The sequence below is a fragment of the Curtobacterium sp. SL109 genome (genome assembly GCF_026672405.1).
Classification (GTDB): Bacteria; Actinomycetota; Actinomycetes; order Actinomycetales; family Microbacteriaceae; genus Curtobacterium.
In genome coordinates this window covers 965,100-989,108 of the sequence record NZ_JAPPRB010000002.1, presented here as the reverse complement: position 1 = coordinate 989,108, position 24,009 = coordinate 965,100, and the positions used below count along the sequence as shown (strand labels likewise).

28 protein-coding genes and 1 tRNA gene are annotated in these 24,009 nt (G+C 72.0%); 18 read left to right on the top strand and 11 right to left on the bottom strand.

The features are described 5' to 3' along the window. Positions 1–289: 289 nt before the first annotated feature. The 3 genes from OVA28_RS06240 to dcd are packed head-to-tail and all read right to left on the bottom strand — an operon-like array spanning position 290 to position 1,763. On the bottom strand, positions 290–619 hold the full coding sequence (locus tag OVA28_RS06240; RefSeq protein ID WP_268096207.1) for a HepT-like ribonuclease domain-containing protein: 330 nt from the start codon (positions 617–619) through the stop codon (positions 290–292). Beyond that, positions 616–1,131, bottom strand: coding sequence for a helix-turn-helix domain-containing protein (locus OVA28_RS06235; protein ID WP_268096206.1), 516 nt, complete (start codon positions 1,129–1,131; stop codon positions 616–618). Before OVA28_RS06235 ends, OVA28_RS06240 begins: the two co-directional genes overlap by 4 nt. 44 nt (positions 1,132–1,175) lie before the next feature. Continuing rightward, entirely contained in the window at positions 1,176–1,763 is a 588-nt protein-coding gene (gene dcd / locus OVA28_RS06230) for a dCTP deaminase (RefSeq protein WP_071279613.1), read from the bottom strand. An 86-nt stretch (positions 1,764–1,849) separates the two neighbouring features. Here dcd and OVA28_RS06225 point away from each other — a divergent pair, with 86 nt between their 5' ends. From OVA28_RS06225 to OVA28_RS06215, 3 genes are all read left to right on the top strand, one after another. Next, positions 1,850–3,007, top strand: a complete 1,158-nt coding sequence (locus OVA28_RS06225; protein ID WP_268096205.1) for a GNAT family N-acetyltransferase — start codon at positions 1,850–1,852, stop codon at positions 3,005–3,007. A 10-nt stretch (positions 3,008–3,017) separates the two neighbouring features. Then, positions 3,018–3,713 (top strand): DUF6882 domain-containing protein, encoded by a 696-nt coding sequence (locus tag OVA28_RS06220; protein ID WP_268096204.1) that lies wholly within the window; start codon positions 3,018–3,020, stop codon positions 3,711–3,713. An 86-nt stretch (positions 3,714–3,799) separates the two neighbouring features. Continuing rightward, positions 3,800–5,845 (top strand): cytochrome c oxidase assembly protein, encoded by a 2,046-nt coding sequence (locus OVA28_RS06215; RefSeq protein ID WP_268096203.1) that lies wholly within the window; start codon positions 3,800–3,802, stop codon positions 5,843–5,845. A gap of 13 nt (positions 5,846–5,858) precedes the next feature. Here OVA28_RS06215 and OVA28_RS06210 read toward each other — a convergent pair whose 3' ends face one another. Together OVA28_RS06210 and OVA28_RS06205 are read right to left on the bottom strand one after the other, a co-directional pair. Further along, positions 5,859–6,206 carry a hypothetical protein gene (locus OVA28_RS06210; RefSeq protein WP_139200826.1) on the bottom strand — a complete coding sequence of 116 codons (348 nt, stop codon included), beginning with the start codon at positions 6,204–6,206 and terminating at the stop codon, positions 5,859–5,861. Next, positions 6,196–7,293: a DUF6177 family protein gene (locus tag OVA28_RS06205; protein ID WP_268096201.1), complete on the bottom strand. Its 1,098-nt coding sequence runs from the start codon at positions 7,291–7,293 to the stop codon at positions 6,196–6,198. The genes OVA28_RS06210 and OVA28_RS06205 overlap by 11 nt, the downstream gene beginning before the upstream one ends. 229 nt (positions 7,294–7,522) lie before the next feature. Between OVA28_RS06205 and OVA28_RS06200 the strand changes: the two genes are divergently transcribed. The 3 genes from OVA28_RS06200 to OVA28_RS06190 all read left to right on the top strand — a co-directional run bounded on the left by OVA28_RS06200 (position 7,523) and on the right by OVA28_RS06190 (position 8,566). After that, positions 7,523–7,593, top strand: a tRNA-Gly gene (locus OVA28_RS06200). A gap of 48 nt (positions 7,594–7,641) precedes the next feature. Beyond that, positions 7,642–7,986 carry a DUF2750 domain-containing protein gene (locus tag OVA28_RS06195; protein ID WP_194659939.1) on the top strand — a complete coding sequence of 115 codons (345 nt, stop codon included), beginning with the start codon at positions 7,642–7,644 and terminating at the stop codon, positions 7,984–7,986. A 100-nt stretch (positions 7,987–8,086) separates the two neighbouring features. Then, the gene (locus OVA28_RS06190) at positions 8,087–8,566 is read left to right on the top strand and encodes a DUF4265 domain-containing protein (protein ID WP_268096200.1); all 480 of its coding nucleotides are present in this window, start codon (positions 8,087–8,089) and stop codon (positions 8,564–8,566) included. 7 nt (positions 8,567–8,573) lie between these two features. On the opposite strand, the gene OVA28_RS06185 is transcribed toward OVA28_RS06190, so the two are convergent. Next, a complete protein-coding gene (locus OVA28_RS06185; RefSeq protein WP_268096199.1) occupies positions 8,574–9,164 on the bottom strand; it encodes a hypothetical protein in 591 nt (196 codons plus the stop codon). A gap of 560 nt (positions 9,165–9,724) precedes the next feature. On the opposite strand from OVA28_RS06185, the gene OVA28_RS06180 reads away from it, so the two are divergent. The 5 genes from OVA28_RS06180 (at position 9,725) to OVA28_RS06160 (ending at position 12,963) form a co-directional block, all read left to right on the top strand. Then, the gene (locus OVA28_RS06180; protein ID WP_268096198.1) at positions 9,725–9,922 is read left to right on the top strand and encodes an RNA polymerase sigma factor; all 198 of its coding nucleotides are present in this window, start codon (positions 9,725–9,727) and stop codon (positions 9,920–9,922) included. Next, the gene (locus OVA28_RS06175; protein WP_268096197.1) at positions 9,919–10,824 is read left to right on the top strand and encodes a hypothetical protein; all 906 of its coding nucleotides are present in this window, start codon (positions 9,919–9,921) and stop codon (positions 10,822–10,824) included. The genes OVA28_RS06180 and OVA28_RS06175 overlap by 4 nt, the downstream gene beginning before the upstream one ends. 121 nt (positions 10,825–10,945) lie before the next feature. Then, positions 10,946–11,491, top strand: coding sequence for a cysteine hydrolase family protein (locus tag OVA28_RS06170; protein ID WP_268096196.1), 546 nt, complete (start codon positions 10,946–10,948; stop codon positions 11,489–11,491). A 58-nt stretch (positions 11,492–11,549) separates the two neighbouring features. Beyond that, positions 11,550–11,912 carry a hypothetical protein gene (locus OVA28_RS06165; protein WP_194659932.1) on the top strand — a complete coding sequence of 121 codons (363 nt, stop codon included), beginning with the start codon at positions 11,550–11,552 and terminating at the stop codon, positions 11,910–11,912. A gap of 121 nt (positions 11,913–12,033) precedes the next feature. Further along, the gene (locus OVA28_RS06160) at positions 12,034–12,963 is read left to right on the top strand and encodes a helix-turn-helix transcriptional regulator (protein ID WP_268096194.1); all 930 of its coding nucleotides are present in this window, start codon (positions 12,034–12,036) and stop codon (positions 12,961–12,963) included. A 211-nt stretch (positions 12,964–13,174) separates the two neighbouring features. Here the strand turns inward: OVA28_RS06160 and OVA28_RS06155 are convergent, their stop codons facing one another. Continuing rightward, positions 13,175–14,419 carry an FAD-dependent oxidoreductase gene (locus tag OVA28_RS06155; protein WP_268096193.1) on the bottom strand — a complete coding sequence of 415 codons (1,245 nt, stop codon included), beginning with the start codon at positions 14,417–14,419 and terminating at the stop codon, positions 13,175–13,177. An 87-nt stretch (positions 14,420–14,506) separates the two neighbouring features. Between OVA28_RS06155 and OVA28_RS06150 the strand changes: the two genes are divergently transcribed. The 6 genes from OVA28_RS06150 to OVA28_RS06125 all read left to right on the top strand — a co-directional run bounded on the left by OVA28_RS06150 (position 14,507) and on the right by OVA28_RS06125 (position 18,944). Then, positions 14,507–15,076 (top strand): TetR/AcrR family transcriptional regulator, encoded by a 570-nt coding sequence (locus tag OVA28_RS06150; RefSeq protein WP_268096192.1) that lies wholly within the window; start codon positions 14,507–14,509, stop codon positions 15,074–15,076. Positions 15,077–15,108: 32 nt separating this feature from the next. Beyond that, a complete protein-coding gene (locus OVA28_RS06145; RefSeq protein WP_268096190.1) occupies positions 15,109–16,218 on the top strand; it encodes an FAD-dependent oxidoreductase in 1,110 nt (369 codons plus the stop codon). 61 nt (positions 16,219–16,279) lie between these two features. Further along, positions 16,280–17,413 carry a glycerate kinase gene (locus OVA28_RS06140; RefSeq protein WP_268096189.1) on the top strand — a complete coding sequence of 378 codons (1,134 nt, stop codon included), beginning with the start codon at positions 16,280–16,282 and terminating at the stop codon, positions 17,411–17,413. An 89-nt stretch (positions 17,414–17,502) separates the two neighbouring features. Beyond that, complete coding sequence (locus tag OVA28_RS06135) at positions 17,503–17,694, top strand: hypothetical protein (RefSeq protein WP_071279573.1); 192 nt, start codon at positions 17,503–17,505, stop codon at positions 17,692–17,694. Positions 17,695–17,792: 98 nt separating this feature from the next. Next, the gene (locus OVA28_RS06130) at positions 17,793–18,188 is read left to right on the top strand and encodes a hypothetical protein (RefSeq protein ID WP_268096188.1); all 396 of its coding nucleotides are present in this window, start codon (positions 17,793–17,795) and stop codon (positions 18,186–18,188) included. A 90-nt stretch (positions 18,189–18,278) separates the two neighbouring features. Beyond that, positions 18,279–18,944 carry a DUF6766 family protein gene (locus tag OVA28_RS06125; RefSeq protein WP_268098160.1) on the top strand — a complete coding sequence of 222 codons (666 nt, stop codon included), beginning with the start codon at positions 18,279–18,281 and terminating at the stop codon, positions 18,942–18,944. Between the two features lie 47 nt (positions 18,945–18,991). Here OVA28_RS06125 and OVA28_RS06120 read toward each other — a convergent pair whose 3' ends face one another. Beyond that, positions 18,992–19,150 carry a hypothetical protein gene (locus tag OVA28_RS06120; protein WP_194659927.1) on the bottom strand — a complete coding sequence of 53 codons (159 nt, stop codon included), beginning with the start codon at positions 19,148–19,150 and terminating at the stop codon, positions 18,992–18,994. A gap of 368 nt (positions 19,151–19,518) precedes the next feature. On the opposite strand from OVA28_RS06120, the gene OVA28_RS06115 reads away from it, so the two are divergent. Next, entirely contained in the window at positions 19,519–20,565 is a 1,047-nt protein-coding gene (locus OVA28_RS06115) for an NAD(P)-dependent alcohol dehydrogenase (protein WP_268096186.1), read from the top strand. A gap of 84 nt (positions 20,566–20,649) precedes the next feature. On the opposite strand, the gene OVA28_RS06110 is transcribed toward OVA28_RS06115, so the two are convergent. From OVA28_RS06110 to OVA28_RS06100, 3 genes are read right to left on the bottom strand one after another with little or no spacing between them, the layout of a single operon-like run. Next, positions 20,650–22,053, bottom strand: a complete 1,404-nt coding sequence (locus OVA28_RS06110; protein WP_268096185.1) for a hypothetical protein — start codon at positions 22,051–22,053, stop codon at positions 20,650–20,652. Further along, entirely contained in the window at positions 22,043–22,876 is an 834-nt protein-coding gene (locus tag OVA28_RS06105) for a TIGR03943 family putative permease subunit (protein WP_268096183.1), read from the bottom strand. The genes OVA28_RS06110 and OVA28_RS06105 overlap by 11 nt, the downstream gene beginning before the upstream one ends. After that, complete coding sequence (locus tag OVA28_RS06100; RefSeq protein ID WP_268096181.1) at positions 22,863–23,879, bottom strand: permease; 1,017 nt, start codon at positions 23,877–23,879, stop codon at positions 22,863–22,865. The genes OVA28_RS06105 and OVA28_RS06100 overlap by 14 nt, the downstream gene beginning before the upstream one ends. Positions 23,880–24,009 lie beyond the last annotated feature (130 nt).

The following is a 24,009-nucleotide window of genomic DNA, read 5'->3' as shown; positions in this document are numbered from 1 at the left end:
TCGGCCATCCGCCCGCTCGCGCATCTGACAGGACATCCGGACAGCCGGACCGCCGTTCGTCCGTCCATCCGTCCGTCGACATGGGACGGTTCCCGGAACGGCGGCTGACGGATCCGGTTCGGGATCCTCGGGCTGAGCCGACCAGATCCGTCAACGCCAGATCGCGACGTCAGCGCACGGCCGGACCGAGGCCGTGGTCGCGACCACGGCTGGACGGGAGGCGCCCTGCCAGCCCGGACCGAGCCTCCCGTCCGGTGGGACGTGCGCTGGCGACCGGCCGCACCCGCCGTCAGCGCTGGCTGGCCCGGAGTCGCTGCGCTGCCTGCTGCAGGTGCGGGACGTCGACCTGCGCGGTCCCGAGGACGAGTGCGGGGGTGGTGTCGAAGTACCGGCGCGTGAGGCGCTCCCCCAGCAGCGAGACGCGCGACCACGGGATGCCGGGCTCGCCGGCGGTCACGGCGACGGGGAGCATCCGCACCGCCTCGCCGATCTCGACCAGGCGCATCCGGACGGCGTCGTACACGACGTCGTCCGGCAGGGTGTCCGCCGAGACGTAGCGGCCGATCACGCGGCAGGCGCGGATGACGTCCTCGAGTCGTTGGTCGACGTCCCGGTTCACAGGGGCACCGCCTGCCGGACGACCTCCGGGCGCATGCCGTCGGCGGCGACGACGTCGACCCGCACGCCGAGCACCTCCTCGGCGGCGTCCTGGATCCGCATCAGCGTGAACATGCCGAGACCCGGGCAGAGGTCGACCATCAGGTCGACGTCGCTGTCCGGGCCGTCCTCGCCGCGCGCGACGCTGCCGAACAGGCGCGGGTTGGTGCCGCCGAGACGGGTGACGGCGTCGCACAGTTCGGTGCGGTGGGCTGCGACGCGCTCGCGGAGCGACGACACGGTGGCCAACGGCTCGAGGTCGATCACCGTCAGGAACCCGGCGGCGCGGAGCAGCCGCTGCAGGGCGGCGAGGGAGGGCTCGCGGCGACCGTTCTCGTACGTGCTGATGACGCTCTGCGTGACCCCGGCGCGACGGGCGAGCTGCACCTGGGTGAGGGCGGCGCGGTCGCGTGCGCCGCGGATCAGGTCAGCGCCGGAGACGGGCGGCGGTGTCCGTGTCGGAGCTCCGGTCATGGTGCAACGATACACACCATTCTGTATTTCGCAGCCGGACGGAGTCAGTCGCGCTCGGAGACGTCCGCGCGGTGGAAGTTGAGCGCCGAGCGGGACGCCGTCGGGCCGCGCTGTCCCTGGTAGCGGGACTGGTACTCGGCCGAGCCGTAGGGCTTGTCCGCGGGGCTCGACAGCTGGAAGAAGCAGAGCTGCCCGATCTTCATGCCCGGCCAGAGCTTGATCGGCAGGGTGGCCACGTTCGAGAGCTCGAGCGTGACGTGGCCCGAGAAGCCCGGGTCGATGAAGCCCGCGGTGGAGTGCGTCAGCAGGCCGAGGCGACCGAGCGAGCTCTTGCCCTCGAGCCGGGCCGCGATGTCGTCGGGCAGCGTGACGACCTCGTACGTCGAGCCGAGGACGAACTCGCCGGGGTGCAGCACGAAGGCCTCGTCCGGGTCGGTCTCCACCAGCCGGGTGAGGTCGGGCTGGTCGACCGCGGGGTCGATGTGCGGGTACTTGTGGTTGTCGAACAGCCGGAAGTACTTGTCCAGACGGACGTCGATGCTCGACGGCTGGACGAGCGAGGCGTCGTGGGGGTCGAGGCCGATCCGTCCGGCGGCGAGCTGGGCGGTGATGTCGCGGTCGGAGAGCAGCACGGTACCGAAGCCTAGCGGCCGGGATCGACGCGCCGGTAGGCTGGCCGGCTGCCCTGCACCGTGCTCGGTGGCGGGAAGGGACCACCGTGTACCGCGTCATCGAGCTCGACGTACCGAGGACCATGGACGACGACCCGGCGGCCGTCGCGGCGTTCCGCGAGTGGGTGGCCGTGTCGGCCCGGTCCGAGGTGGCCGTCCACGGACTGACCGAGCTCGTCTGGACCGCCGAGGCCCAGCTCGCGATGATGCACGACCCCGAGGCGCCGAGTCGGTTGTTCGTCGTGCGGGACGAGGACGACCTCGTCGTCGCTGCCGGCTCCTACGACTCGAAGACCGCGGCCGGCACCCCGAACTGCTGGCTCTCCGTCGGCGTCGACCCCGACCACCGTCGTCGTGGCGTCGGGACACTGCTCGCCGACCACCTGGAGGGCATCGCCCGGGCCGAGGGCCGCACCCAGTGGAAGACGTACGCCGTGTCGCGGCAGGTCGGGTCGGCGACCGGGCCCGGGTACCTGCAGGCGCCCACCGGGTTCGGTGCCGTGCCGGAGGACGAGGCCGGCGTGCGCTTCCTGACCGGTCGCGGGTGGCGGTTCGGCCAGGTGAACCGGATCAGCCGGCTCGCGCTGCCCACCGACGCCTCGGTCGTGCGCACCCTGCACGACCGCGCCGTGGCCGCCGCTGGCCCGGGGTACCGGGTGCACGCCTGGACCGGCCCGACACCGCCGCGGTGGCAGGAGGGCATCGCGCTGCTCGAGACCCGGATGAGCACCGACGCCCCCGAGGGCGACATGGAGGAGCCCGAGGACGTCTGGACCGTGGAGCGACTGCAGGAGCACGACGCGCTGCTCGACGCTTCACCGCGCACGATGCTCACCGTCGCCGTCGAACACGTCCCGACCGGGGTCCTCGCCGGGTTCACGCAGTTGGCGGTGCCGGACGAGGTGGCCGAGCCCGTCTTCCAGTGGGACACCCTCGTGCTGCGCGAGCACCGTGGGCACCGGCTCGGGTGGCTGCTCAAGGTGGTGGGCATCGAGACGGTCGAGCGGGACCACCCCGGACACCCGTCGATCATCACCTTCAACGCCGAGGAGAACCGTCCGATGCTCGACGTCAACGAGGCGGTCGGGTTCGTCGGTGTCGGCAGTGAGGGGATCTGGGAGCGCCGGGTCAGCGGTGGGGGCGCCGGGGGCGCCGGGGGTGCCGAGGGTGCCGAGGGTGCCGAGGGTGCCGGGGGTGCCGGGTAGGGTCGGCCGCATGACGCGCTCACGGGGGATGCAGGCACTCATCGACGACGGGGTCTTCCTGGCCTACGAGGCCCAGCTGGCATTGGCTGACCGCTTCGAGGACCACGAGCACTGGGACGTGGACCTGGCAGCGGGGCAGTTCCACTTCTCCGGGGCGAACCCGGCCACCTTCCCGGTGCAGTTCCTCGGCACCGCTGCCCCGGGCCCGCGCAGCTGGTTGTGGGGATGGGCGAACCCGGGCCAGCACCCGGAGTCGGTGCTCACCGCGGCCACCGCGACACGGGCGCTCGGCGAACGGTACGACGTCCCCGAGCTCGTGCAGGGCGAGGTGGCGTTCGACGGCGCCCCCGACGACGACGCCGTCCGCACCGGGTACGAGCTCGGGTGGGGCCTGTCCATCGCAGCGCGGCTGGCAAGCGGCACCTGGTTCGGCTACAACGCCGAGGTCGGCGGGGGCACCCGGGTGTGGCTGCTGCTCGAGGGGCTGCTCTTCGACGCCCCGACGGTCCCCCGCATGCTCCGCGTGTTCGGTGAGGGCATCCGGTCGATCGAGGTCCAGGACCACCGTCGAGCCGTCGCGAGCTGGGCGTCGCTCCGCGGTGCGCCGTGGGACGGTCGCACACTGACCCTGTCCGGCGGCACGATCACGGTGGACTTCGACGAGCAGGGACGCCTGGGGCACATGGAGGGCACCGCGGGTTCCTGAGCAGACGGACGGCGTGGATCCAGGCCCGCGCGCCTACGATGGAGGGTCCGCGGTCTCGCGGGCGAAAGCGTCCCCGGAACAGGTCGATGTCCGTCACCACCACCGCAACCACCGCTGGAGGCCCGACGCCGGAAGCGGCGCCCGTCACCGCTCGCACGTCCACCGTCGCGACCGTGCTCGCCGTCGCCGTGCCGCTCGCCGTCGCGTGCTCGATCCTCGGCATGACCGTGACCGGGGCCTTCACCGCGAACCAGCAGCTCGTCAGCGCCGGCGACCTCGTGCAGTACGGCCTCCCCGTCGCGCGGGCCGTGCACGACACCATGGCCGCGCTGACGATCGGCCTGCTCATCGTCGCAGCGTTCGCACTGCCGGCGCAGAAGGCCGACCACCGAGCCATCTCGAGCGTGCAGCACCGCGCGGTCCGCTGGGCGGCGACGACCGGGGCCGTGTGGTTCCTGTCCGCCGTCGTGGGCATCGTGTTCACGGGCGCGAACACCCTCGGGTCCTCCATCACCTCGCCGCTCTTCGCCCGCAACTTCATGGTCTTCGCGTTCCAGGTCGAGATCGGGCAGTCGCTCGTGGTGTCGGCCGTCGCGATCCTCGTCGCCACGGTGCTGGCGGCCTTCGCCACCCGTGTCACCACGCTCGCGGTGGCCACGGTCGCCGGGCTGTTCGCGCTGCTGCCCCTCGCCCTCTCCGGGCACGCCGCCGGGTCGCTCGAGCACGCCAACGCGGTCAACTCCCTCGCGATCCACCTCATCGGGGTGTGCGTCTGGGCCGGCGGCCTGGTCGCCGTGCTCCTGCTCCGCACCGGTACGAAGGGCGCCACCGGCCGCGTCGTCGCGCGGTACTCGACCCTCGCCGGATGGTCGTTCGCGGCCGTCGCCTTCTCGGGCATCGTCAACGCGTCACTCCGTCTGACCGGTCCGCTCGACCTGGTCACTACGACCTACGGCTGGCTCATCACGGTCAAGGCCGTGATCCTCGTGTTGCTCGGACTGGCCGGGATCGTCCAGCGCCGCAAGCTCGTCCCCGCCCTGCTGCGCTCCCCGCTCGACCGCCGTTCCTTCACGCGGTTCGCCCTGGCCGAGGTCGTCTTCATGGCGATCGCCATCGGTGTCTCGGTCGCGGTGTCGCGCAGCCAGCCGCCGATCCCCCAGACACCGGAGACCGGCCAGGACACCCGCTCCGGGCTCATCGGCTACCCGTACCCGCCGACGCAGACGCTCCACACGTTCCTGACGCAGTGGCACATCGACTGGGTGTGGCTCGCCCTCGCCGTCGTCGGAGCCGGCTGGTACCTGCTCGCGGTGCGTAAGCTCCGCAAGCGCGGGGACTCGTGGCCCGTCGGCCGCACGATCTCGTGGGTGCTCGGCTGCGCCGTGTTCATCTGGACGACCTCGGCCGGGCCGTCGGTCTACGGCATGATCCACTTCTCGTCGCACATGATCCAGCACATGCTGCTGATGATGTTCGTGCCGCTGCCGCTCGTGCTCGGCGGCCCGGTGCTGCTCGCCCTGCGGACCCTGCCGGTGCGCAATGACGGCTCCCGCGGAGCCCGCGAGTGGTTGATGCTGTTCGTGCACTCGCGCTACATGCAGTTCATGGCCAAGCCGGCCGTCGCCGGGGTGATCTTCGCCGGGTCCCTCGTGGTGTTCTACTTCACGCCCGCGTTCCAGTTCGCGATGCAGTCGCACGAGTGGCACGTCGCGATGGTCGTCCACTTCGTGCTGAGCGGCTACCTGTTCTTCTGGGTCTTCGTCGGCATCGACCCGGGCCCCCAGCGCCCGCAGTACCCGATCCTCATCATCGCGCTGCTGGCGACCCTGGCGTTCCACGCGTTCTTCGGCGTCGCGGTGATGACGTCGCAGGCCGTGTACGCCGCCGACTGGTTCCACGCCCTCGGGCAGACGAACGACGTCGGGCTGCTCGCGGACCAGCACACCGGCGGCGGCATCGCGTGGGGTGCCTCCGAGCTGCCGATGGTGTTCGTCGCGCTGCTCGTCGTCCGGAACTGGGTGAAGTCGGACAAGCGCGACGCGAAGCGCCTCGACCGCCAGGCAGAGCGGGACGGCGACGCGGAGCTCAAGGCCTACAACGAGCGCCTGAGCGCGATGCGCCAGCGCGACTGAGCGGCGCCTCGGCTCAGTCGCCGTGCACGATGCACACGGCGTCGAGGTCCATCGCGGCCTCGAGCGCTGCGCTGATCCCGGACTCGCCGTCCGGGCCCGCGGGCATCACCGTGTCGACCCACCACACGGGGATCGTCATGGGCGGGGCGTCCGGCAGGATCCGCTCGACCTCGTCGAGCACGTCCACGCGTCGGACCCCGAGCACCGTCACCACAGGGTGGTCCTGGTCACGGCAGACCTGCATCACGGGGCCGTCGTCGAGTGCCCGCACACCCCAGGTGTCATCGTGCAGGAGCAGCGCCTCGGCGACCTCCCGCACCTCCACCGGGCCCCGGCAGAGCAGGGTCACGTCACGCGGCACCGTGCGCTCCGTGCACGCCACCGGCGCTGACGTGGCCGTCGAGGGAGCCCTCGTCGTGCGAGGGGTCGAGCGGAGCGCCACCGACGAGCTGCAGGAAGCGGTCCTCGTCGATGCGGTCGAGGAAGGCCTCGAGCGCCGTCCAGCCGTCCTCGAGCCGGACGATGAGCCCGGCACCGTCGGAACCGGCGCCGTCGGGACCGGTCCCGCCCACGAAGCTCGACGTCGAGGTGTGCGGCGGCGGCCAGACGTCCCCGCGGTCGAGGAGCCCGGTGGCCTCGGGTCCGACGACGACCGCGAGGGGTGCCGGCTCCCCGTGGGACACGGGCCGGACGAGGTGGTCGGCGTCACCGCGGCGCTGCATGACCACGCCGAACACCGTCATGACCTCGCCGGCGACGCGCTGCACGGCGTCGAGCATCCGCTCGGCGAGCGCCGGGTCGGTGCCCTCGTCGGGCACGGTCAGGACGGCGGACATGGTCTCGATCACGACGCCGTCGGTCAGGTGCGCGGTCATCGTCGCGGAGAAGCCGTCGCCCACCGCGTAGGACGTGCTGATGCCCGGGGACTCGTGTTTGGCGTACTGCGTGACGACCCAGCGGTCCCACGGCACGGCGAGCGGCTCGGTGGTGCCCCACCGTGTCGGACAGGTGCCGACCGTGTGGCAGAGGGCCTCGATCGCGGAGCCGATGTCGACTGCCCGTTCGGCGTGGTGGCGGAGGGTCAGGTCGATGCTGATCTGCCGGACGGACCCCTCGGCGACCGGGTGTGCGAGCGAGGGCACCCCGAGCAGCTCCGGTCCGTGCGTCGCGAAGTCCGTGACGTCCGTGGCCTCGACTCCGGTCCGGCCGTCCCGCAGGCTGCCGTCGGGCGCCGTCACGGCCCAGGCCGCTCCGTGCGCTCCGAGTGCGTGGCGCAGTGCGGGCGTGATGGCGGCGTCGGGGCGGGTCCGCAGGACGACGACGCGTTCGGCGGCCAAAGCGCGCTGCAGCAGGGAGGCCAGCGCGTCCGTCAGCCACACCACGTGGGAGTCGGAATCGACCACGATCGCGGAGCCGATCACGTCGTCGATGAGGGGATGCCTGACCATCCGGGCCTCCTCGGGGTCGGGGTCGATCAACTCCCTGGACGGTACACACGGCCCCGACACCTGTCCGTCAGCGGGGCGGCCTCACAGGGGAGACACGGCCATCACGCATGGTCGGTCGCCGCGACGGCCGGGAGGCTCGGCTCGGCCCGGCGCATCGGCCTGCGACACGTGGTCGGCTGGCGTCCAGGGCGGAATCCGGTATGGTTGTCGAGTCCCGCCGAGCGGGCGCGCGAGTGTAGTTCAATGGTAGAACTCCAGCTTCCCAAGCTGGTAGCGCGGGTTCGATTCCCGTCACTCGCTCCGAAGAACCGACCATCGTGTCGTCCGGGTCACCGCTAGTTTGGCGTTGTGAGTTCCAGTGCTGCACAGGCGTCGTCGTTCTTCCGGGAGATCGGTGGCAACGGCCCGGTGTGGACGGTCGAAGACGACAACGGCGTGCCGGCACCGAAGGCAGCCGATGGTCGCCGGGCAATGCCGTTCTGGTCTCGGCGGTCGCGGGCGGAGCGCGTCATCGCACAGGTTCCGGCGTACGAGGGGTTTCGACCCCTGGAGATCTCGCGCGCTGACTTCGAGAGCCGATGGCTTCCTGGAATCGAGCGGGACGGACTCAGCGCAGGTCTGAACTGGTCCGGACCTCGTGCGACGGGCTACGACCTGACGCCAGGAGAGCTCCGAGCCCGACTGACCGCCTGACGATCCGCTCCCGAATGATCGTGGGAGGAGTCGCTGCCGATCACTACGATCGTTCGCGGACGCCGAGCGTCCGGCGTCGTTCATCGTGGGAAGGAACTCGTTGTCATCGGCATCGAATCCGGACGAGTGGGTCCTCCACCCCTCGCCGGTGTGGGGCGACCGAGTCGACGTCGTCGCGAACACGACGTTCGACGACAGCGGTCCGGGGACGCTCCGGTTCGAACAGTTGCTCTTCGAGAAGCTCGACGAGCAGCGCTTCCGGCTGTGCTGCATCCCGTTCTTCACGTCTGGCTACAGCCTCGGTGACGTCGTCGCGCTCAAGGACGACCAGGAGATCGGCGTGTCCCCCGGGGAAGTCGTCGAGCGCAGCGACCACTGGTCCCTCCGAGTCCTCGTCACGCCCAACGGAGACGCCGCCGCTCTGCAGGACCTCCTCACGACGCACGGCGCGGAGGTCGAGACACGCGGGCACCTCGTCGCCTGCTCCGTGGTCGGTCGTGAACAGCTGCGGTCCTTCCGCAGGGGGCTCGATGAACTCGAGCACGGCGGGCACCTCGTATACGAGACCGCGTGGATCTGAACGACCTCTAGTCGAGCCCTGTCGCGCCGCCCTCGAGGAGGCGGAGTGCCCCAGGAAGGGCGTAGACCGCGCTCACGGTCCTGACTCGGACGTCCAGATCCGGCCGCACGGCCCCCTTCTCGAGTCCCCAGACCTTGGTCCCCCGTCGTCGGACCCATCCCATCACTCGCTTGACCCACCGCTCGTACTCCGGTGAGATCGCGCGCATCGCCTGTGCCTGGGAGCCGATGAGGTGGGTCGTCAACTCCCCGTCACCGACCCGACCGGGTTGCCAGAAGAGCACGGGTGACCGGTCGGGGTGGACGAGGCCAACGCCTGGTCCGGGGTCGAGACGCTGGAAGTTGATCGTCGACATGACCGCGGTGACAGTCCCTTCGCGCAGCACAGGGTCATCGCGGTACATGACGACCGGCGGCCCGAACTCCTCGGAGAGGACCACGACCGACCGATGTCCACCCGCCTCCGTGCGACTGAGACTGACTGGTTCGCGCTCCACGAGTGGCCACTGCCAGATGGTTGCCGTTCGTCCTTCCCCGATGTGGTCGAGCAACGCTGTGACGTCGTCGTCCGACGCGTAGAACTGGACCGCAGCGACCACGACGCAATGGTAGGGGATGTGTGTCATGCCGGCAGGTTCGAAGGAGGACCCTTCAGGACAGGATGGTGAGGAGCCGGTTCCCGAAGAGCGCTGCGAAGCCTCCCTGTCTCCGCAGGATGTGTTGCACGTGGTCGGCCGTCCGTGGGAGTCGTCGAGGACACGCCGACGAGGGAACCGATCGCGGGTCTGCGGACAACTCAGGACATGAACGAGATCACGGGTGACCGGGCCGACTGGGCCCTGAGCACCGCGGGCGACGGGCAGGCGTTCGGGCGGGTGTTCGACCGCCATGCCCCACGACTGCGGCGGCACGCGGTCGGACTCGTCCCCAGCCCCGCCGACGCGGACGCCTCGTCGCCGTCGCGTTCCTCGAGGCGTGGCGGCGACGCGACGAGGTCCGCTTCGTCGACGATTCGCTGCTGCCGTGGCTGCTCGTCACGACGACGAACGCGGCCCACAACCTGACCCGGTCGACCGGGCGACACCGCCGCTTCCTCGGCCGGTTCCCCGTCGACGACCCGGCACCGGACCCCGCTGACCAGTACACGGACGGCGACGCCGTGACGGCACTCCGCGGACTCGGGCTCGCCGACCAACGCGTGCTCACGTTGTGCGTCATCGAGGGGCTCAGCGAGCGCGAGGCCGCCGCCGCTCTCGGTGTCGCACCCGGGACCGTCAAGTCCCGGCTCCACCGAGCGAAGGCTCGACTCCACCAGCGCTACACAGCCACAGCGGAACCCCTCGGAGGCGCACTGTGAACGACGACATCTCCCCCCGCCTGACCGCGATGCGCGACGCCCTCGTCGCCGACGTCGCGTCCACCCGCACGACGGGCCCCGAGCGCCACCGCCGACCCCGTCCGACCCGTGGGGCGGTCATCGCCGTGGCGGTCGCGTTCCTCGTCGGTGGTGGCCTGACCGGCGGGCTCACCGCCGCGGCGCTCCCGGGCAGCGACCCCGACGTCGCCGTCCAGAGCTCCCTCGCCACGACGGCGCGCTACATGGTCGAGGACGCGAACCACGGCCGGATCCTGGGCACGCCGACGTTCCGGGTGGTGCGGGGCGCCACCTCGCTGACCCCGTCCGATCGCCCTGCCGGCGCGGACAGCGTCGCGGTGGCGTGGGCGTGCCTCGACGGCGACACACCCACCGTCGAGGTCGCCGGCCGCCCCACGGTGGGCAGCGTCTGCGGTCGACGGGGCGATCCGACGTCCGAGGCCACCGGCTGGTCGCTGTCCCCGGCGGCCTCGACCGGAGCCACGGCAGTGACCTTCTCCGCCGGTGACACCGACCGGTACGCCGTCTGGGTGTCCTGGGCACAGGCTCCGCGCATCGCCGCACCCTCCGCACAGCAGCGCGCCGAGACCACCGACGGCGTCGTCTCCCTGGACGAGTACCGGACGGCGTTCAACCGCCTGCTCGCGTGCCAGGCACAGGCGGGACAGGCGATGGACGACGTCCCCCTCATCTGGTACGCGGACGGCCTGTGGAACAGGAGCGGACGAGGGACCGGGCCCTGGTACCTGTACGCGACGCCGTCCACCGGCAGCGAGGTCTTCGACACGCAGTGCTACCCGCGCGAGTTCGGCGCGGTGGACGCGATCTGGCAGGACGAGCACCCACAGCCCGAGGACCCGCCGGTCGATCCCGCTGTCGGCTGAGACCGGGGAGCTCGACGTTGGTGGGAGGCGTCTTCCTGGCGCGGAGCAGTGACCTGATCCAGTGAGCGGAGCGGGCCTCTCGTCCTGCGACGGCCGCCCCGGTCACTGCCATGATGAGCCGATGAACGGAACCACCGCGGTCATCGTGATCGACATGCAGGTCGGCGTCCTCGACGGCTGCCACGACGCCGGCGGGGTGACCCACCGCACCGCGTTGCTCGTGGAGCGTGCCCGCGCGGCCGGTGTCCCGGTGATCTGGGTCCAGGACCACGACGACTTCCCGGAGGGGACGCCGGAGTGGGAGCTGGCGGCACCGCTCCGACGGCGGCAGGACGAACCGCTCATGCGGAAGACCCGGCGTGACGCGTTCGTCGGCACGGAACTCGCCGACGCCCTCGCCGAACTGAGCGTGACGCACCTCGTCGTGGCCGGCGCGCAGACGGACTACTGCATCCGGACCACCACCCAGTCCGCTGCGGTCCGAGGGTTCGACGTCACGCTGGTCGGTGACGCACACACGACCGTCGACGCCGAGCACGAGGGCGTGCCGATCAGCGCCCGGCAGGTCATCGCACACACGAACATGTACTTCTCCGGGTTGCGGTACCCGGGACTCCGCTTCGGTGTCGGACGGCACGACCGGGTCGAGTTCGCACCGAACCGCTGAGGACCGGACCACGGAGCGCATCGACGCGACGAGCAGCGACAGAACCTACCCTGGGGGGATGCTCTCCCGACGCGATGCCGCCGTCCGCCTCGACATCCCCATCGAGATGGCGACCCACCACGGGATCCCGTCGCGCCTCAGCGAAGCCGAACTCCAGGCCATCGAGCAGGACCCGCCCGCCTGGCTCGTGCAGTCCCGGGCGAACCGCACGGGGACCAAGAAGGTCTGGGTCCACCTCGAGTGCTCGGTCTGCGGCTACTCGGAAGAGGCACGGCCCAAGAAGTGGTGGCCGGACTGGGACCACCTGATGTGCGACTACCACGCGCCCTACCAGGCGCCGGACCCGACCGCCGGGCTCGTCCGGCGTGAGGTCGACGGCGTGGGCAGCCGGTTCGTCGCCCTCGTCGACGAACGGCCGTAGTCGGGCTGCAGCCGAGTCCGCCGAGCATCCGTGCCGGATGTCCTGGGTACGCTGACCTGACCTGCGCCGGCCCCACCAGCCGACGCTCGGATCAGGCACGCTCCCCAGGAGGAGGCACGGCATGCTCGTCGATGCGAGGTTCACGACGCACGACCGCGACGAGGCACAGGAACTCGTCCAGCGGGTCTACCCCGGCAGTGCCTTCCGTGAATGCGTGGCGCCCTTCACGTACAAGCAGCGGGTCGTCGGCGACAGCGATGCGGTGAGCGTCGCCCGGTTCGAGGTGAGTTCGCGGTCCGAGCTTGCCGTCCGCTTCGACGGGGTCGTCGGCATCGGGATGGCGTCGGGCGGTGAGTACCGCGTCACGAGCAACGACGACCCCCTCGACACGACGAAGCCCTTCCTGCTCCGCCCGGGGATCGCCCGGTCGTGGTCGTCGGACCACCACCTGATGGTGGTCAACCTCGACGTCGGCGCACTCGCCCGACACGTCGGCGCCGACGCCCAGGGCGCGCGCCTCGTGACGGCGTCCTCGGGACCGCTCACCGATGCGGCGGCGAGCTACTGGTGCCACGTCGCCCGCCACGCTGCGAGCGTCTTCTCGACCTCGGCCCTCAGCGGCTACGCGCTCATCCGCAAGGCGACGACCGACCTCGTCCTGGCCTCGGCGGTGGACGCCTTCGGCATGACGGTCGAGCAGGTCGGCTCCCCGTCCTGCGACGCCGCGCTGCCCACCGCGGTGCGTCGTGCGGCCCAGTTCATCGAGGACAACGCTGCCGCGCCGATCGGCATCGTCGAGATCGCCGAGGCCGCGCGGATGAGCGTCCGGGGCATCCAGCTGGCGTTCCGGCGAGCGCTCGACACGACGCCGACGGAGTACCTGCGGCGAGCGCGCCTGCGCCACGCCCGAGAGCACCTGGCGACGGCGACCCCGGCCGAGACGACCGTCACGGAGGTGGCACGGAGCTGGGGGTTCACGAACCTCAGCCGCTTCAGCTCGGCGTACCGCCAGGCGTACGACGAGTCCCCGCGGCAGACGCTCGAGCGCTGAGCTCGTCGCCGCACGACCGGAGCCGTCCTGGACGCAGGGCGCACCGAGGAGACACCCGGCGCAGGATCGGCCGCCCCGCAGCGCAGCGGAGGCCGAACGGCTCGGATCGACGGGACGACTGCTCGATCATGGGGAGGCCTCGATCCGGTCGCTCAGGGACGGTCGAGAAGAGGGGCGGGGAGCCAACCACTCCCCGCCCCTTCATCCCGCGTCACCGCTGGTCGGCTCGGTAGGCGGCGGCGTTGGACCGCCAGCGCTCGGCTTCGTCGTCGAAGTCGGGGATGCTGTCGCGGTCCGGGCCACCGACGGCGTAGTGCTCCACGATGGCGTCGTTCGCTGCCCTGCCCATCGCGGCGCCGCGATGGGTCATGACCGACTCGAACCCGCGGACGGCGACGGCGAGGTCCGTGCCTGCGCGGAGCGCCCCGACGACGGCGCGGGCGAGCTCGGCCCCGTCGAGGAGTGCGAGGTTGACGCCGTTCCCGCCGAAGGGCGACATGACGTGGGCGGCGTCGCCGAGCAGCGTGACGCCCGGCCGGTGCTCCCACGTGGTCGGGGTCGGCAGCGCGAAGACGGGTCGGTTGGGGAGCACCCCCTCGGACTCGTCGATGACGCGCAGGAGCTCGGGCGCGAAGTCGGAGAAGCGCTCCCGCAGGACCTGTCGGACGCGCTCGGTGTCGGTGGCCGTCGTGCCGCTGGCGTCGAGGACGCCGCCACGACCGTCGGGAGCACCGAGGCCGGCGGTGGCGAGCCAGTCGAGCTCGGTCCGGAACGAGATGTACCCGCGGACGACGTCGCCGCTGTTGCGTTGCAGCACGAGGGTCTTCCCGTCGCCGTTGGCCCACATGTGGCCGTCACCGACGAGCGCGGCGATCTCCGGGTGCCGGTGGGTGACGTCCGTGAAGAGGGCCTCGACGAACGTGACCCCGGTGTACTGCGGGACGGCGTCGGTGAGGACAGCCCGGACACGTGACCAGGCGCCATCGGCACCGATGACCAGGTCGGCGGTCACGGTCGTGCCGTCGGCGAACGACAGGGTGCAGCCATCGACGTCCACCAGGCGGTGTCCCCACCGGATGGTGCCCGGCGCGAGGGACCCGGCGAGCATCTCCCGCAGCTGCGCCCGGTCGATCTCGGGTGCGGCGGTCTCCCCGGGTGCCGGGTGCTGCTCGGCGACGACCACGCCGCTCGGGTCGAGGAGGCGGTGGGCCTGCCCCTCCGGACGCGCCAGCGCGAGGAACTGCTCGGTGAGGCCGGCGTCGTCGATCGCGATCTGCCCGGAGTCGGCATGCAGGTCGAGCGTGCCGCCCTGCATCCGGGACCCCAGCGACACATCGGCATCGTGGACGGTGACGGTGACGCCGCCGAGCTGCAGGATGCGCGCCGCGAGGAGGCCGCCGGGGCCAGCGCCGATGATCGCGACGGATGGCTGCGCGGTGCGGGTTGGGGGCTTCATGGTCCATTCCATTCGTCTTTACCGAACGATCGTTCGGTAATCCCGACCATACTGACCGAACGATCGTTCTGCAACTAGGCTGTGGCCATGGAGAACCTGAAGCGTCGGCCTGGCAGCGAGACCCGTTCGGAGATCCTCCGTGTCGCCCTCGAGCTGTTCACCGAGCGCGGCTTCGAGGGAGCGTCGATCCGCGACCTCGCCGAGGCCCTCGGCATGACGAAGTCGTCGCTCTACTACCACTTCGCCAGCAAGGACGCGATCCTCGCCGCCCTCATGGAGAACCGGCGCACCGAGGTCGACGACCTGCTCGCCTGGGTCGACGACCAGCCTCGAACGCCCGACCTGCTCCGCCGGACGGCCTTGCGCTGGGTCGACTCCACCGCGGAGGAGCGGCTGCAGGGGATGCGCTTCGCCCACGCCAACGGGCCCGTCATGCAACGGCTCGCGGCGGACGGCACGGATCGGCGGTCCCTGTTCGGCGCCGTCATCGACCGGGTCCTGCCCGGATCGACGACCGTGCCCGAGCGGCTCCGGGCGCAGATGGCGTTCGACAGCGTCAGCGCCGCGCTGTTCGCCGCGCAGGGCACCACCGCGTCGGACGCCGACGTCCTGGCCGCAGCGCGCGATGCCACCGTCCGCCTGACCGACGACGCCTAGGCCGGGCACGACCGCCGCCGTAGGATCGCGGGATGCACGCAGCGTTCGACCACGTCGTCGTCGGGGGCGGGGTCGTCGGCGCCGCGAGCGCACGGTCCCTCGCCGCTCGGGGTGAGCACGTCCTGCTCGTCGAACAGCACGGCCGCGGGCACGACCACGGCTCCTCGCACGGAGCCAGCCGCATCTTCCGCATGGGCTACGCAGACCCCGAGTACGTCGCGCTCTGCCAGCAGGCCCTGGCGGCGTGGGTCGCGCTCGAAGCCGCCAGCGGGCGTCCGCTGCTCGACCGCACCGGCGCCGTCGACCACGGCCGACCGGCGCAGGTCGACGCCATCGCGCGGGAGCTCGCCGCGGCGGGCATCGACCACGAACGCCTCACGCCCGAGCAGGCCACGGCACGGTGGCCGGGCCTGGCGTTCGAGGGACACGTCCTGACGCACGCCTCGGCCGGTCGGATCCGCTCGGCCGACACCGTCGAGGCGCTCCTCGACCTGGCGGCGTCGGACGGCGCCGAGCTCCGCTTCGCCACGCGCGTCACCGGCATCGAGGACCACGGGGACACCGTCACGCTGACGCTCGACGGCCCGGACGGCGCCACGACCGTGACGGCGCCGAGCATCGTGGCGGCGGTCGGGTCCTGGGCCCCCACGCTGGTCGGCGAGCTGTTCCGGGGACGCGGGGCGAGCCTCCCGGCCATCCGCGTCACCCAGGAGCAGCCGGCCCACTTCCCCAGCCACCTGCCGGACGCCACCTGGCCGAGCTTCGTGCACTGGCCGGAGGACGGCCCCGACGTCTACGGGCTGTTCACCCCCGGCGAGGGCGTCAAGGTCGGGTTCCACGGCACCGGCCCCGTCGTCGACCCGGACCGGCGCGACCGCACGCCCGTCCCCGAGGAGCTGGAGCGCCTGCAGGCCTACGTGGCGCGCTTCGTGCCGGGGGTCGACGCGAGCCGGCCCGACCCGATCAGCTGCCTGTACGACAACTCCCCCGCTGACGACTTCGTCATCGACCGACGTGGACCGGTCACGGTCGCGACGGGGTTCTCCGGGCACGGGTTCAAGTTCGCGCCGCTGCTCGGGACGATGGTCGCGGACCTGGCGACGGGCGGGGCGCCGCACCCGCGCTTCGCGCTGCCCGGCTGACCCGGCCGACCCGGCCGACCCGGCCGACCCGGCTGACCCGGCTGACCGCTAGCGTTGCTGCGTGCATGTCGTCGTCGCGCCGGACTCGTTCAAGGGGACGGCCACCGCTGCCGCCGTCGCCGTCGCCATCGGGGACGGGTGGCTGACCACCCGGCCCGACGACACCGTGACGCTGCTGCCGATGGCCGACGGTGGCGAGGGCACCCTCGACGCGTTCGCGGCCGCCGTCCCCGGATCGCGGCGGATGCCGGTGACGGTGACCGGGCCGGCCGGTGCCCCGGTGGACGCCGAGTGGCTCGCGCTGCCCGACGGACGCGCGGTGGTCGAGCTCGCGGCGACGAGTGGACTCCCCCTGCTGTCGACGCTCGAGCCCGATGCCGCGCAGACGACCGGGTTCGGTGAGGCCATCGCCGCCGCACTCGACGCCGGGGCGACGGGGCTGGTGCTCGGCATCGGCGGGAGTGCGTCGACGGACGGTGGGGCGGGCCTCCTCGGGGCGCTCGGACTCGGGGGCGTCGGGGCGGGTGGCGGCGCCGGTCCCGGCAGCGGTTCCGGTTCCGGTTCCGCCGGACCGGGGTCCCTGCTCGACGGGCTCGACGGGCTCGATGACCTCGGGGACCTGACCACGTCGACGCTCCGGCCGCTGCCACCCCTCGGTGTCACCGTCCTGACCGACGTCACGTCGCCGCTCCTCGGCCCGACCGGTGCCGCGGCGGTCTTCGGACCGCAGAAGGGCGTGACGCCCGACCGGGTCCCGGTGCACGAGGCCCGGCTGGCCGCCTGGGCTGCACGCTTCCCCGACGTCGACCCGACGACGCCCGGAGCCGGTGCCGCGGGCGGGGCCGGCTTCGGCCTGCTGGTGTGGGGCGCGACGCTCGCGCGCGGCGCCGGAGCGGTGGCAGCGGTGCTCGGGCTGCCCGACGTGGTGGCGACCGCCGACGTGGTGGTCACGGGCGAAGGACGCTTCGACGGGCAGTCCGCCGCGGGCAAGGTCGCGTCGGTCGTGTGCGCGATGGCCGAGGGTCGCCGGCGGATGCTCGTCGCGGGGGCGATCGACGCGCCCGTGGACGACTTCGACGCGGCGGCCTCGCTCACGGTGATCGCGACGCAGACCACGGGCGAACCGTCCGACGCGATGGCCGACCCGCTGCGCTTCGCCCGGATCGCGGGGCAGCGGCTGGCCGCGCGGGCCTGAGCGCGGACCGACCAGCACGCAGCGCGGTGGCCACCCCCGCCGGACCGGGCGAGCACGGGCGGTCCAGCCGTCCTGCGTACGGTGGAGCCATGGCAGGCTCCTGGACCCGCAGACCGCACGTCCTGACCCTCGTCGCAGCCCTGGTGCTGCTGCTCGTGGGGATCGGGCTCCTGATCGCTCCGTGGGACGGTGCCGTGGGAGCCGTGGCCTGGGTCCTGATCATCGGGGCCGGTGTGCTCGGGGCGCTGGCACTGTTCTTCGCGCGGACGCCGCGGAGCTAGGAGTCGGTTCAGCCGAGCAGGGGTACCCCGGGCCCATGGAAGGGCCAGTGCGAGCACCGCGACCGCGACCGTCGAGTGTCGTCGGACGCCTGTCGGGTGTGGTCAGCACGGCATCGATCGTCCTGGTCGTCGTCGCCGGGTGCAGTGCCGGTGGATCGGCACGGGCCGGGGCCGAGGCCACCGCCGAGCAGTTCGCGCAGGCGGTCTCGGCTGGCCACGGCGCCGGAGCGTGTGCGCTCCTCACGCGGGATGCCCGCGAGGACGTCGAGACGGCGAGCGGGGTGACGTGCGCGACCGGGATCGGCCGGCTCCGGCTCGCGGTGCCGTCGGCCGACGCTCCTGACGACGCTCGGGTGTACGGCCGGGCGGCGATGGTCGGCCGGGATGGGGCAGCGCTGTTCCTCGCCCGCTCCGGATCGACCTGGCTGGTGCGTGCTGCGGGGTGCGCGTCGCGGACCGACGCCCCGTACGACTGCACCGTGGACGGGAGCTGACATGCGCCGCGTCGCCTGGGGCTACGTCGCCGTGATCGCCGTCGGTCTCGGGTGCTTCCTGACCCTCGGGCTGCTGGGGCGGTGACCACGGTGCGGTTCCTGCGGCAGAACTCGCTCAGCCTGTTCTTCGGCGCGCTGTTCGTGGCCGCCCTCGTCGGGCAGTCCTTCGCGGGGTGGGCGGCCTTCAACGAGACGCAGGTGTCCGAAGGACTCGTGTCCGTCGGGTGGGTCGAGTACGTCACCTCGTCGAGCTTCGCGGCGGACGTGGCGGAGAACTGGCAGTCGGAGTACCTGCAGTTCCTGCTCTACATCTGGGCGACGATCTGGTTCGTGCAGCGCGGCTCGTCGGAGTCCAAGGACGTCGACCAGGCGGGCCCGGGTTCGGACCAGGAGCAGCGGGTCGGCCGCTTCGCCCGCCCAGACTCCCCGGCGTGGGCCCGTGCCGGTGGTCTGCGGCAGGTCGTGTTCGCACACTCACTGCTCATCGTGATGGGCGGCATCTTCCTGCTGTCGTGGCTGGCGCAGTCCGTGGCCGGGGTGGTCGCGTACGACGAGGAACAGCTCACCGCATTGGAGGCCCCGGTCACCTGGGTCGAGTACGTCCACAGCGCGGACTTCTGGAACCGCACGCTGCAGAACTGGCAGTCGGAGTTCCTCGCCGTCGGGAGCATGGCCGTGCTGGGCATCGTGCTCCGTGCACGCGGGTCGTCCGAGTCGAAACCCGTCGGGGCGAGCCACGAGGACACGGGCGCCTGACGGGGAGCAGCGGTCCGGCCGGCTCAGCGCTCAGGCGGGCTCCGCGCTCAGGCGACCTGTTCGCCGAGGAAGTCCGCGTAGGTCGGTTCGTGCAGGTCCGTGTGGTGGACGAGGCGGGCCTCGACCAGGGCGGCGATCTCGGCGGGGGAACGGAGCCCGCGGCGGTGCCATTCGTGGGTGGGCAGTGAAGCGGTCGTGGCGGTCATGCGACCAGCCCCTTCGTGGGCGGTGAAGGCCCGTGCTGCCGAGGTGTTCCGCTGTGTCAGGGATCCGCAGGACGCGGGTGACATCGTGACGACGGAATCGGTACCAACTCGGTAGCTCCACCGTAGGGCCTCACCCGGACGTCCTCGAAGCCCGGTGCGCGAACTGGTCAGCGGCCCGGGGTGCCCTGTCCGTGCCTCCCTCAGGAGCGCTCCACCGGGCACCATGGACGGTGGATCGGAAGCGGTCCGCCCCGCGCGGGCCCACGGGCCCGCACTCTGCGAGCACACCGCTGACGTCCCGTGCGGGCCCACCGGCCCGCACCCTGCGAGTCCACCGGCTCGCACCCCGGAACCCCACGAGGAGACCAATGCGCACCGTCAACGCGTACGCGGCACCGTCCGCCACCGAACCGCTCGTCAAGACCACCATCGAGCGCCGCGACGTCGGGCCGGACGACGTCGAGATCGACATCGCCTACGCCGGCATCTGCCACTCGGACATCCACACCGTCCGCGGCGAGTGGGGCGACATCCAGTACCCCCAGGTCGTCGGCCACGAGATCGTCGGCCACGTCCGTGCCGTCGGCGAGAACGTCACCAAGCACCAGGTCGGCGACCTCGTCGGCGTCGGCTGCATGGTGAACTCCTGCCGCGAGTGCGAGCAGTGTCTCGCCGGCCAGGAGCAGTACTGCCTCAAGGGCAACGTCGGCACCTACACGAGCGTCGACCCGGCCGACGGCACGATCACCCAGGGCGGCTACTCCCAGGCCGTCGTCGTGGACCAGGACTTCGTCCTCCGCGTCCCCGAGTCGCTCGACATCGAGAAGGTCGCGCCGCTCCTCTGCGCCGGCATCACGCTGTACTCGCCGCTGCACCACTGGAAGGCCGGCCCCGGCATGTCCGTGGCGATCGTCGGCCTCGGCGGCCTCGGTCACATGGGCGTCAAGATCGCCGCAGCGCTCGGCGCCGAGGTCACCGTCCTGTCGCAGACCACCGCGAAGCAGGAGGACTCGCTGAAGTTCGGCGCGAAGGCCCACTACGCGACCAAGGACCCGGAGACCTTCGAGACGCTCAAGGGCTCCTTCGACCTCATCATCAACACGGTGTCGGCCAAGGTCGACATGGGCGCGTACCTCGGCCTGCTCAAGGTCGACGGCACGCTCGTCAACGTCGGCGCCCCGTCCGAGCCGCTCGAGGTCCCCGCGTTCGCGCTGCTCCCGGGCCGCCGCAGCTGGGCGGGATCGTCCATCGGTGGCATCAAGGAGACCCAGGAGATGCTCGACTTCTGCGCCGAGCACGGGATCCTGCCGGAGACCGAGCTCATCAACGCCGAGCAGATCAACGAGGCCTACGAGCGCGTGCTGTCCTCGGACGTCCGCTACCGCTTCGTGATCGACGCGGCGACGCTGGCGTAGTCCACCCGCACCACCCCCGACGAGGGAGCAGCGGACGTCCGACCGGACGTCTCCTGCTCCCTCGTCCTCGTTCCCAGGGTGCGCCTACCCGACCTCGTCGCCGCTCGGCAGCGCCGTGCACCAGTCGACCTGCTCGCCGGCGGTGCTCGCCTCGAGCGCACCGGTGGTCGCGTCGACGATGCTGACGAGCGCGCCGTCCCGGGACCGCGTGGCGAGCGCCACGAACTGCCCGTTCGGCGACGGGCACACCGCGTTCAGGGTCGCGTCGCCCGCGATGGTCACGGGCAGCCGGGAGGCTCGGGTGCCGTCCACGCGCACGATGCGGCTGGCGATCGTCCCGTCGTCACGGACGTCGCCCACCGTGCGCAGGTACGTCCGGTCCGTCAGCTGCGCGATGCGCCCCAGGTAGGGCGCGTCGGTGCTCAGCGCGGGAGCGGTGATGGGCGTCCGCTTCCCGCTCGTCAGGTCGACCTGCTCGATGCCCGTGCCGGACTCGACGACCGCGGTGGTGCCGGACCCGACGAAGCCGTGCAGGTAGGTGGCGGACCCGAGCCGCACGGCCTCGGCGCGCCCACTCATGTCGACGAGGAACAGCTCGTCGGTGCCCGTGCGCACCAGGGCGCTCTCGGTCCGTGGGACGTAGGCCCACTGGCTGACGGTCATCGGCACGGCACCGGTGGTCGGCGTGCCGTCGGCCGCGATCGCCTCGGGCATGTGGGTGCCGGTCATGTCGACGACGTACAGCCCGACGTCCTTCGACTCCCCCGACGACGTGTCGGCGTACTGGAACCCGAACGAGGCCCCGTCGTCCGCGGCGTGCAGCGCGGACGCGTGCCCGGCGGAGGTCGGCAGCGTCAGGTGTTCGACGGGCGCGTCCTGGTCCTCGACCCCGTCCGCCAACGACACGACGTCGATGCTCGACTCCCCCACCGCGGTGTCGCTGAGCACCACGAGGAACCGGCTGAGGCGCACGTACTCGGTGATGTCCGTCCCCTCGTACACGGTCGTCGCACCCGAGGCGTCGAGCGACCGCCGCACGATGCGGTCCTTCGCTGCGCCGGCACCGCGGACGAGGGCGAGGACGTCGGTGCTGCCCGTGCGGATCGTCGCCCGCAGGTCCGAGGTCGCCCGCTGCCCGGGCGCCGGCGCACGCGCGACCGTGACCGTGTAGCGGCGGTCGTACTCGAGCGGCCCGGCGAACTCGACCGCCACCGTGTTGCCGCTCGAGGTCACCGTGTGCGCCGCCGCCGGACTGACCCGGACGTCCGACGCCGTGACGCGCTGCAGCGCCTGGTTCGCCGTGATGATGACCCGCTGCGCCGGGCGGGACACGATGCCGCTGGCGTCGTACGCCACCGACCGCAGCCGTGGGCCCTGCTGCGAGCCGACGACGGCCGCGAGTCCCGCCACGACCACGAGCACCAGCACGACGGCCACGAAGCGCCGTCGGAAGCGCTCGGCGACGGGCCGCCGCGTCTCAGTACTCATAGGGGTCCTCGGGCTGCTGCACACGCTTGACCGTCTGCGCCTTCACGACCGTGCGGGCGTCGGCGGCCTGGTCCGGGTTCGCGGCGAGCGCCCCGCTGACGGTCACCCACTGGTTCGCGGCGGGGACGGTGCCGTCCGTGGTCACGACGAGACCGACGGGCTGTGCGTCGACGGCACAGCAGCTGATCACGAACCGCGTCAGGGTGAAGGTGCCGTCCGCGCCGGGCACGACGAACCCCGTGAGCTGCACCCGCTTGCCGACGAGCGAGCTCGTGTCGGTCGTCTGCCGGATGAGCGCTGCCCAGTCCTTCACGCCGTAGCCCGCGGTGTCGACGGAACCGCTGCCGAGGAGCGCCACGTTCCCGCTCGACCCCGTGGCGTCCGAGAGCGTCGCGCTGTCGACGCTCCGCTGCTGCGCGGTCCTGGCCGACAGCGTCGTCGGGGGCAGGACCAGCATCGCCAGCGTGAGCGCGATCGTGACGGCCGCCGCGACGCCACCGAGGACGGTCCCGAGGAGGCGAGCCGGGCCTCCAGACCGGCCGGAGGCGACCACGTCGTCGTCGGGACCAGCGTGGTCGTGGGTGTGTCCCGCTCCCCGTGCGACGACGAGCAGGCCGGCGACCGACGCGGGCACGGCGACGGCCGCGAGCACGACGGTGAAGACCGAGTACCGCGGGTTGATGTAGAGGTCGAGGTGGCCGACGGCGGCGAGCCACAGCGTGCACAGGGCCACGGCGAGCACCGAGCCGAGGCCGACCAGCGCGCGCCGCCGACCATCGCCGTGGGCGCTGCCGTGCGGGGCGTCGTGCTCAGACGAGGACATTCATCACCAACCCCACGGCAGCGGCGAACAGGACACAGACGACGGCGAGCAGCACGAGGAACCGCACGCGGAAGGTCGTCCGGAGCAGGGCGAGCATCTTCACGTCGATGATCGGCCCGATGACGAGGAACGCCGTGATCGACCCGGGCAGGAACGTCGAGGCGAAGGACAGCGCGAAGAAGGCGTCCACGTTCGAGCACAGCGACACCGTCATCGCCAGCAGCATCATCGCCAGGACGGACAGCACCGGGTTCGACCCGATCGCCACGAGCGTGGACCGGGGCACCGCGACCTGGATAGCGGCGGCGAGCCCGGCGCCGACGAACAGCGCCGGCATCATCGTCGCGGTCTCACCGCCGAACTGGGCGGCGCTCTCCCGCCAGCGGTTCGTCGGGGCGGCGCTGCCGACGGCGGCGCGGCAGCGGGCCTCGAACGCGGGGAGCAGCAGGTCGGCGGGACGACGGTGCGCGGCGACGATCCACCCGACCAGGTTCGCGACGACGAAGCCACCCAGGATCCGGACGGGCAGGATCCACCCCGACCAGCCGAACGCCTGCGCCGTGCTGATGATCACGAGGGGGTTGAGGATCGGGGCAGCGACCAGGAACGTGACCGCCTCGGCGGGGGTGAAGCCGCGGAGCATCAGCCCCCGGGCGAGCGGGACGTTGCCGCACTCACACACGGGGAACAGCATGCCGATGAGCGAGATGACGGCTCGGCGGGGCATCGGGCGGCTCGGCAGGATGCGCTCGAGGGCACCCTGCGGCACCCAGACCTCGACGACGATCGAGAGCACGATGCCGAGCACGACGAACGGCAGGGACTCCACGACGACGCTGATCGCCAGGGTGAGGAAGTCCTGCACCACGTCGGGCAGGCCCGCTGACCCGATGCTCGGCGTGGCCAGGCGGATGCCCAGGAGGACCACGACGGCCAACAGCACCAGGCCGGGGCCGGTGAGCGTCCGGGCCCGCTGCTGCGGCGGCGTGGTGGGCGTCGTCACCGGGACAGGATAGGCGACGGACGTGGCGCGGTCGGTGCGCGTGGGGGTTCCGCGGGTCGTTCCGCGTGGGGGTTCCGCGGGTCGGTGCGCGTGGGGGTTCCGCGGGTCGTTCCGCGCGGAGGAGGTCGAT

Excerpts from the sequence above, each read along its gene's own strand:
- OVA28_RS06235 (WP_268096206.1), bottom strand. The coding sequence starts at position 1,131 with ATGACCGGAGCTCCGACACGGACACCGCCGCCCGTCTCCGGCGCTGAC.
- OVA28_RS06220 (WP_268096204.1), top strand. The coding sequence starts at position 3,018 with ATGACGCGCTCACGGGGGATGCAGGCACTCATCGACGACGGGGTCTTC.
- OVA28_RS06215 (WP_268096203.1), top strand. The coding sequence starts at position 3,800 with ATGTCCGTCACCACCACCGCAACCACCGCTGGAGGCCCGACGCCGGAA.
- OVA28_RS06205 (WP_268096201.1), bottom strand. The coding sequence starts at position 7,293 with ATGGTCAGGCATCCCCTCATCGACGACGTGATCGGCTCCGCGATCGTG.
- OVA28_RS06170 (WP_268096196.1), top strand. The coding sequence starts at position 10,946 with ATGAACGGAACCACCGCGGTCATCGTGATCGACATGCAGGTCGGCGTC.
- OVA28_RS06165 (WP_194659932.1), top strand. The coding sequence starts at position 11,550 with ATGCTCTCCCGACGCGATGCCGCCGTCCGCCTCGACATCCCCATCGAG.
- OVA28_RS06160 (WP_268096194.1), top strand. The coding sequence starts at position 12,034 with ATGCTCGTCGATGCGAGGTTCACGACGCACGACCGCGACGAGGCACAG.
- OVA28_RS06155 (WP_268096193.1), bottom strand. The coding sequence starts at position 14,419 with ATGAAGCCCCCAACCCGCACCGCGCAGCCATCCGTCGCGATCATCGGC.
- OVA28_RS06150 (WP_268096192.1), top strand. The coding sequence starts at position 14,507 with ATGGAGAACCTGAAGCGTCGGCCTGGCAGCGAGACCCGTTCGGAGATC.
- OVA28_RS06145 (WP_268096190.1), top strand. The coding sequence starts at position 15,109 with ATGCACGCAGCGTTCGACCACGTCGTCGTCGGGGGCGGGGTCGTCGGC.
- OVA28_RS06135 (WP_071279573.1), top strand. The coding sequence starts at position 17,503 with ATGGCAGGCTCCTGGACCCGCAGACCGCACGTCCTGACCCTCGTCGCA.
- OVA28_RS06120 (WP_194659927.1), bottom strand. The coding sequence starts at position 19,150 with ATGACCGCCACGACCGCTTCACTGCCCACCCACGAATGGCACCGCCGC.
- OVA28_RS06115 (WP_268096186.1), top strand. The coding sequence starts at position 19,519 with ATGCGCACCGTCAACGCGTACGCGGCACCGTCCGCCACCGAACCGCTC.
- OVA28_RS06110 (WP_268096185.1), bottom strand. The coding sequence starts at position 22,053 with ATGAGTACTGAGACGCGGCGGCCCGTCGCCGAGCGCTTCCGACGGCGC.
- OVA28_RS06105 (WP_268096183.1), bottom strand. The coding sequence starts at position 22,876 with ATGTCCTCGTCTGAGCACGACGCCCCGCACGGCAGCGCCCACGGCGAT.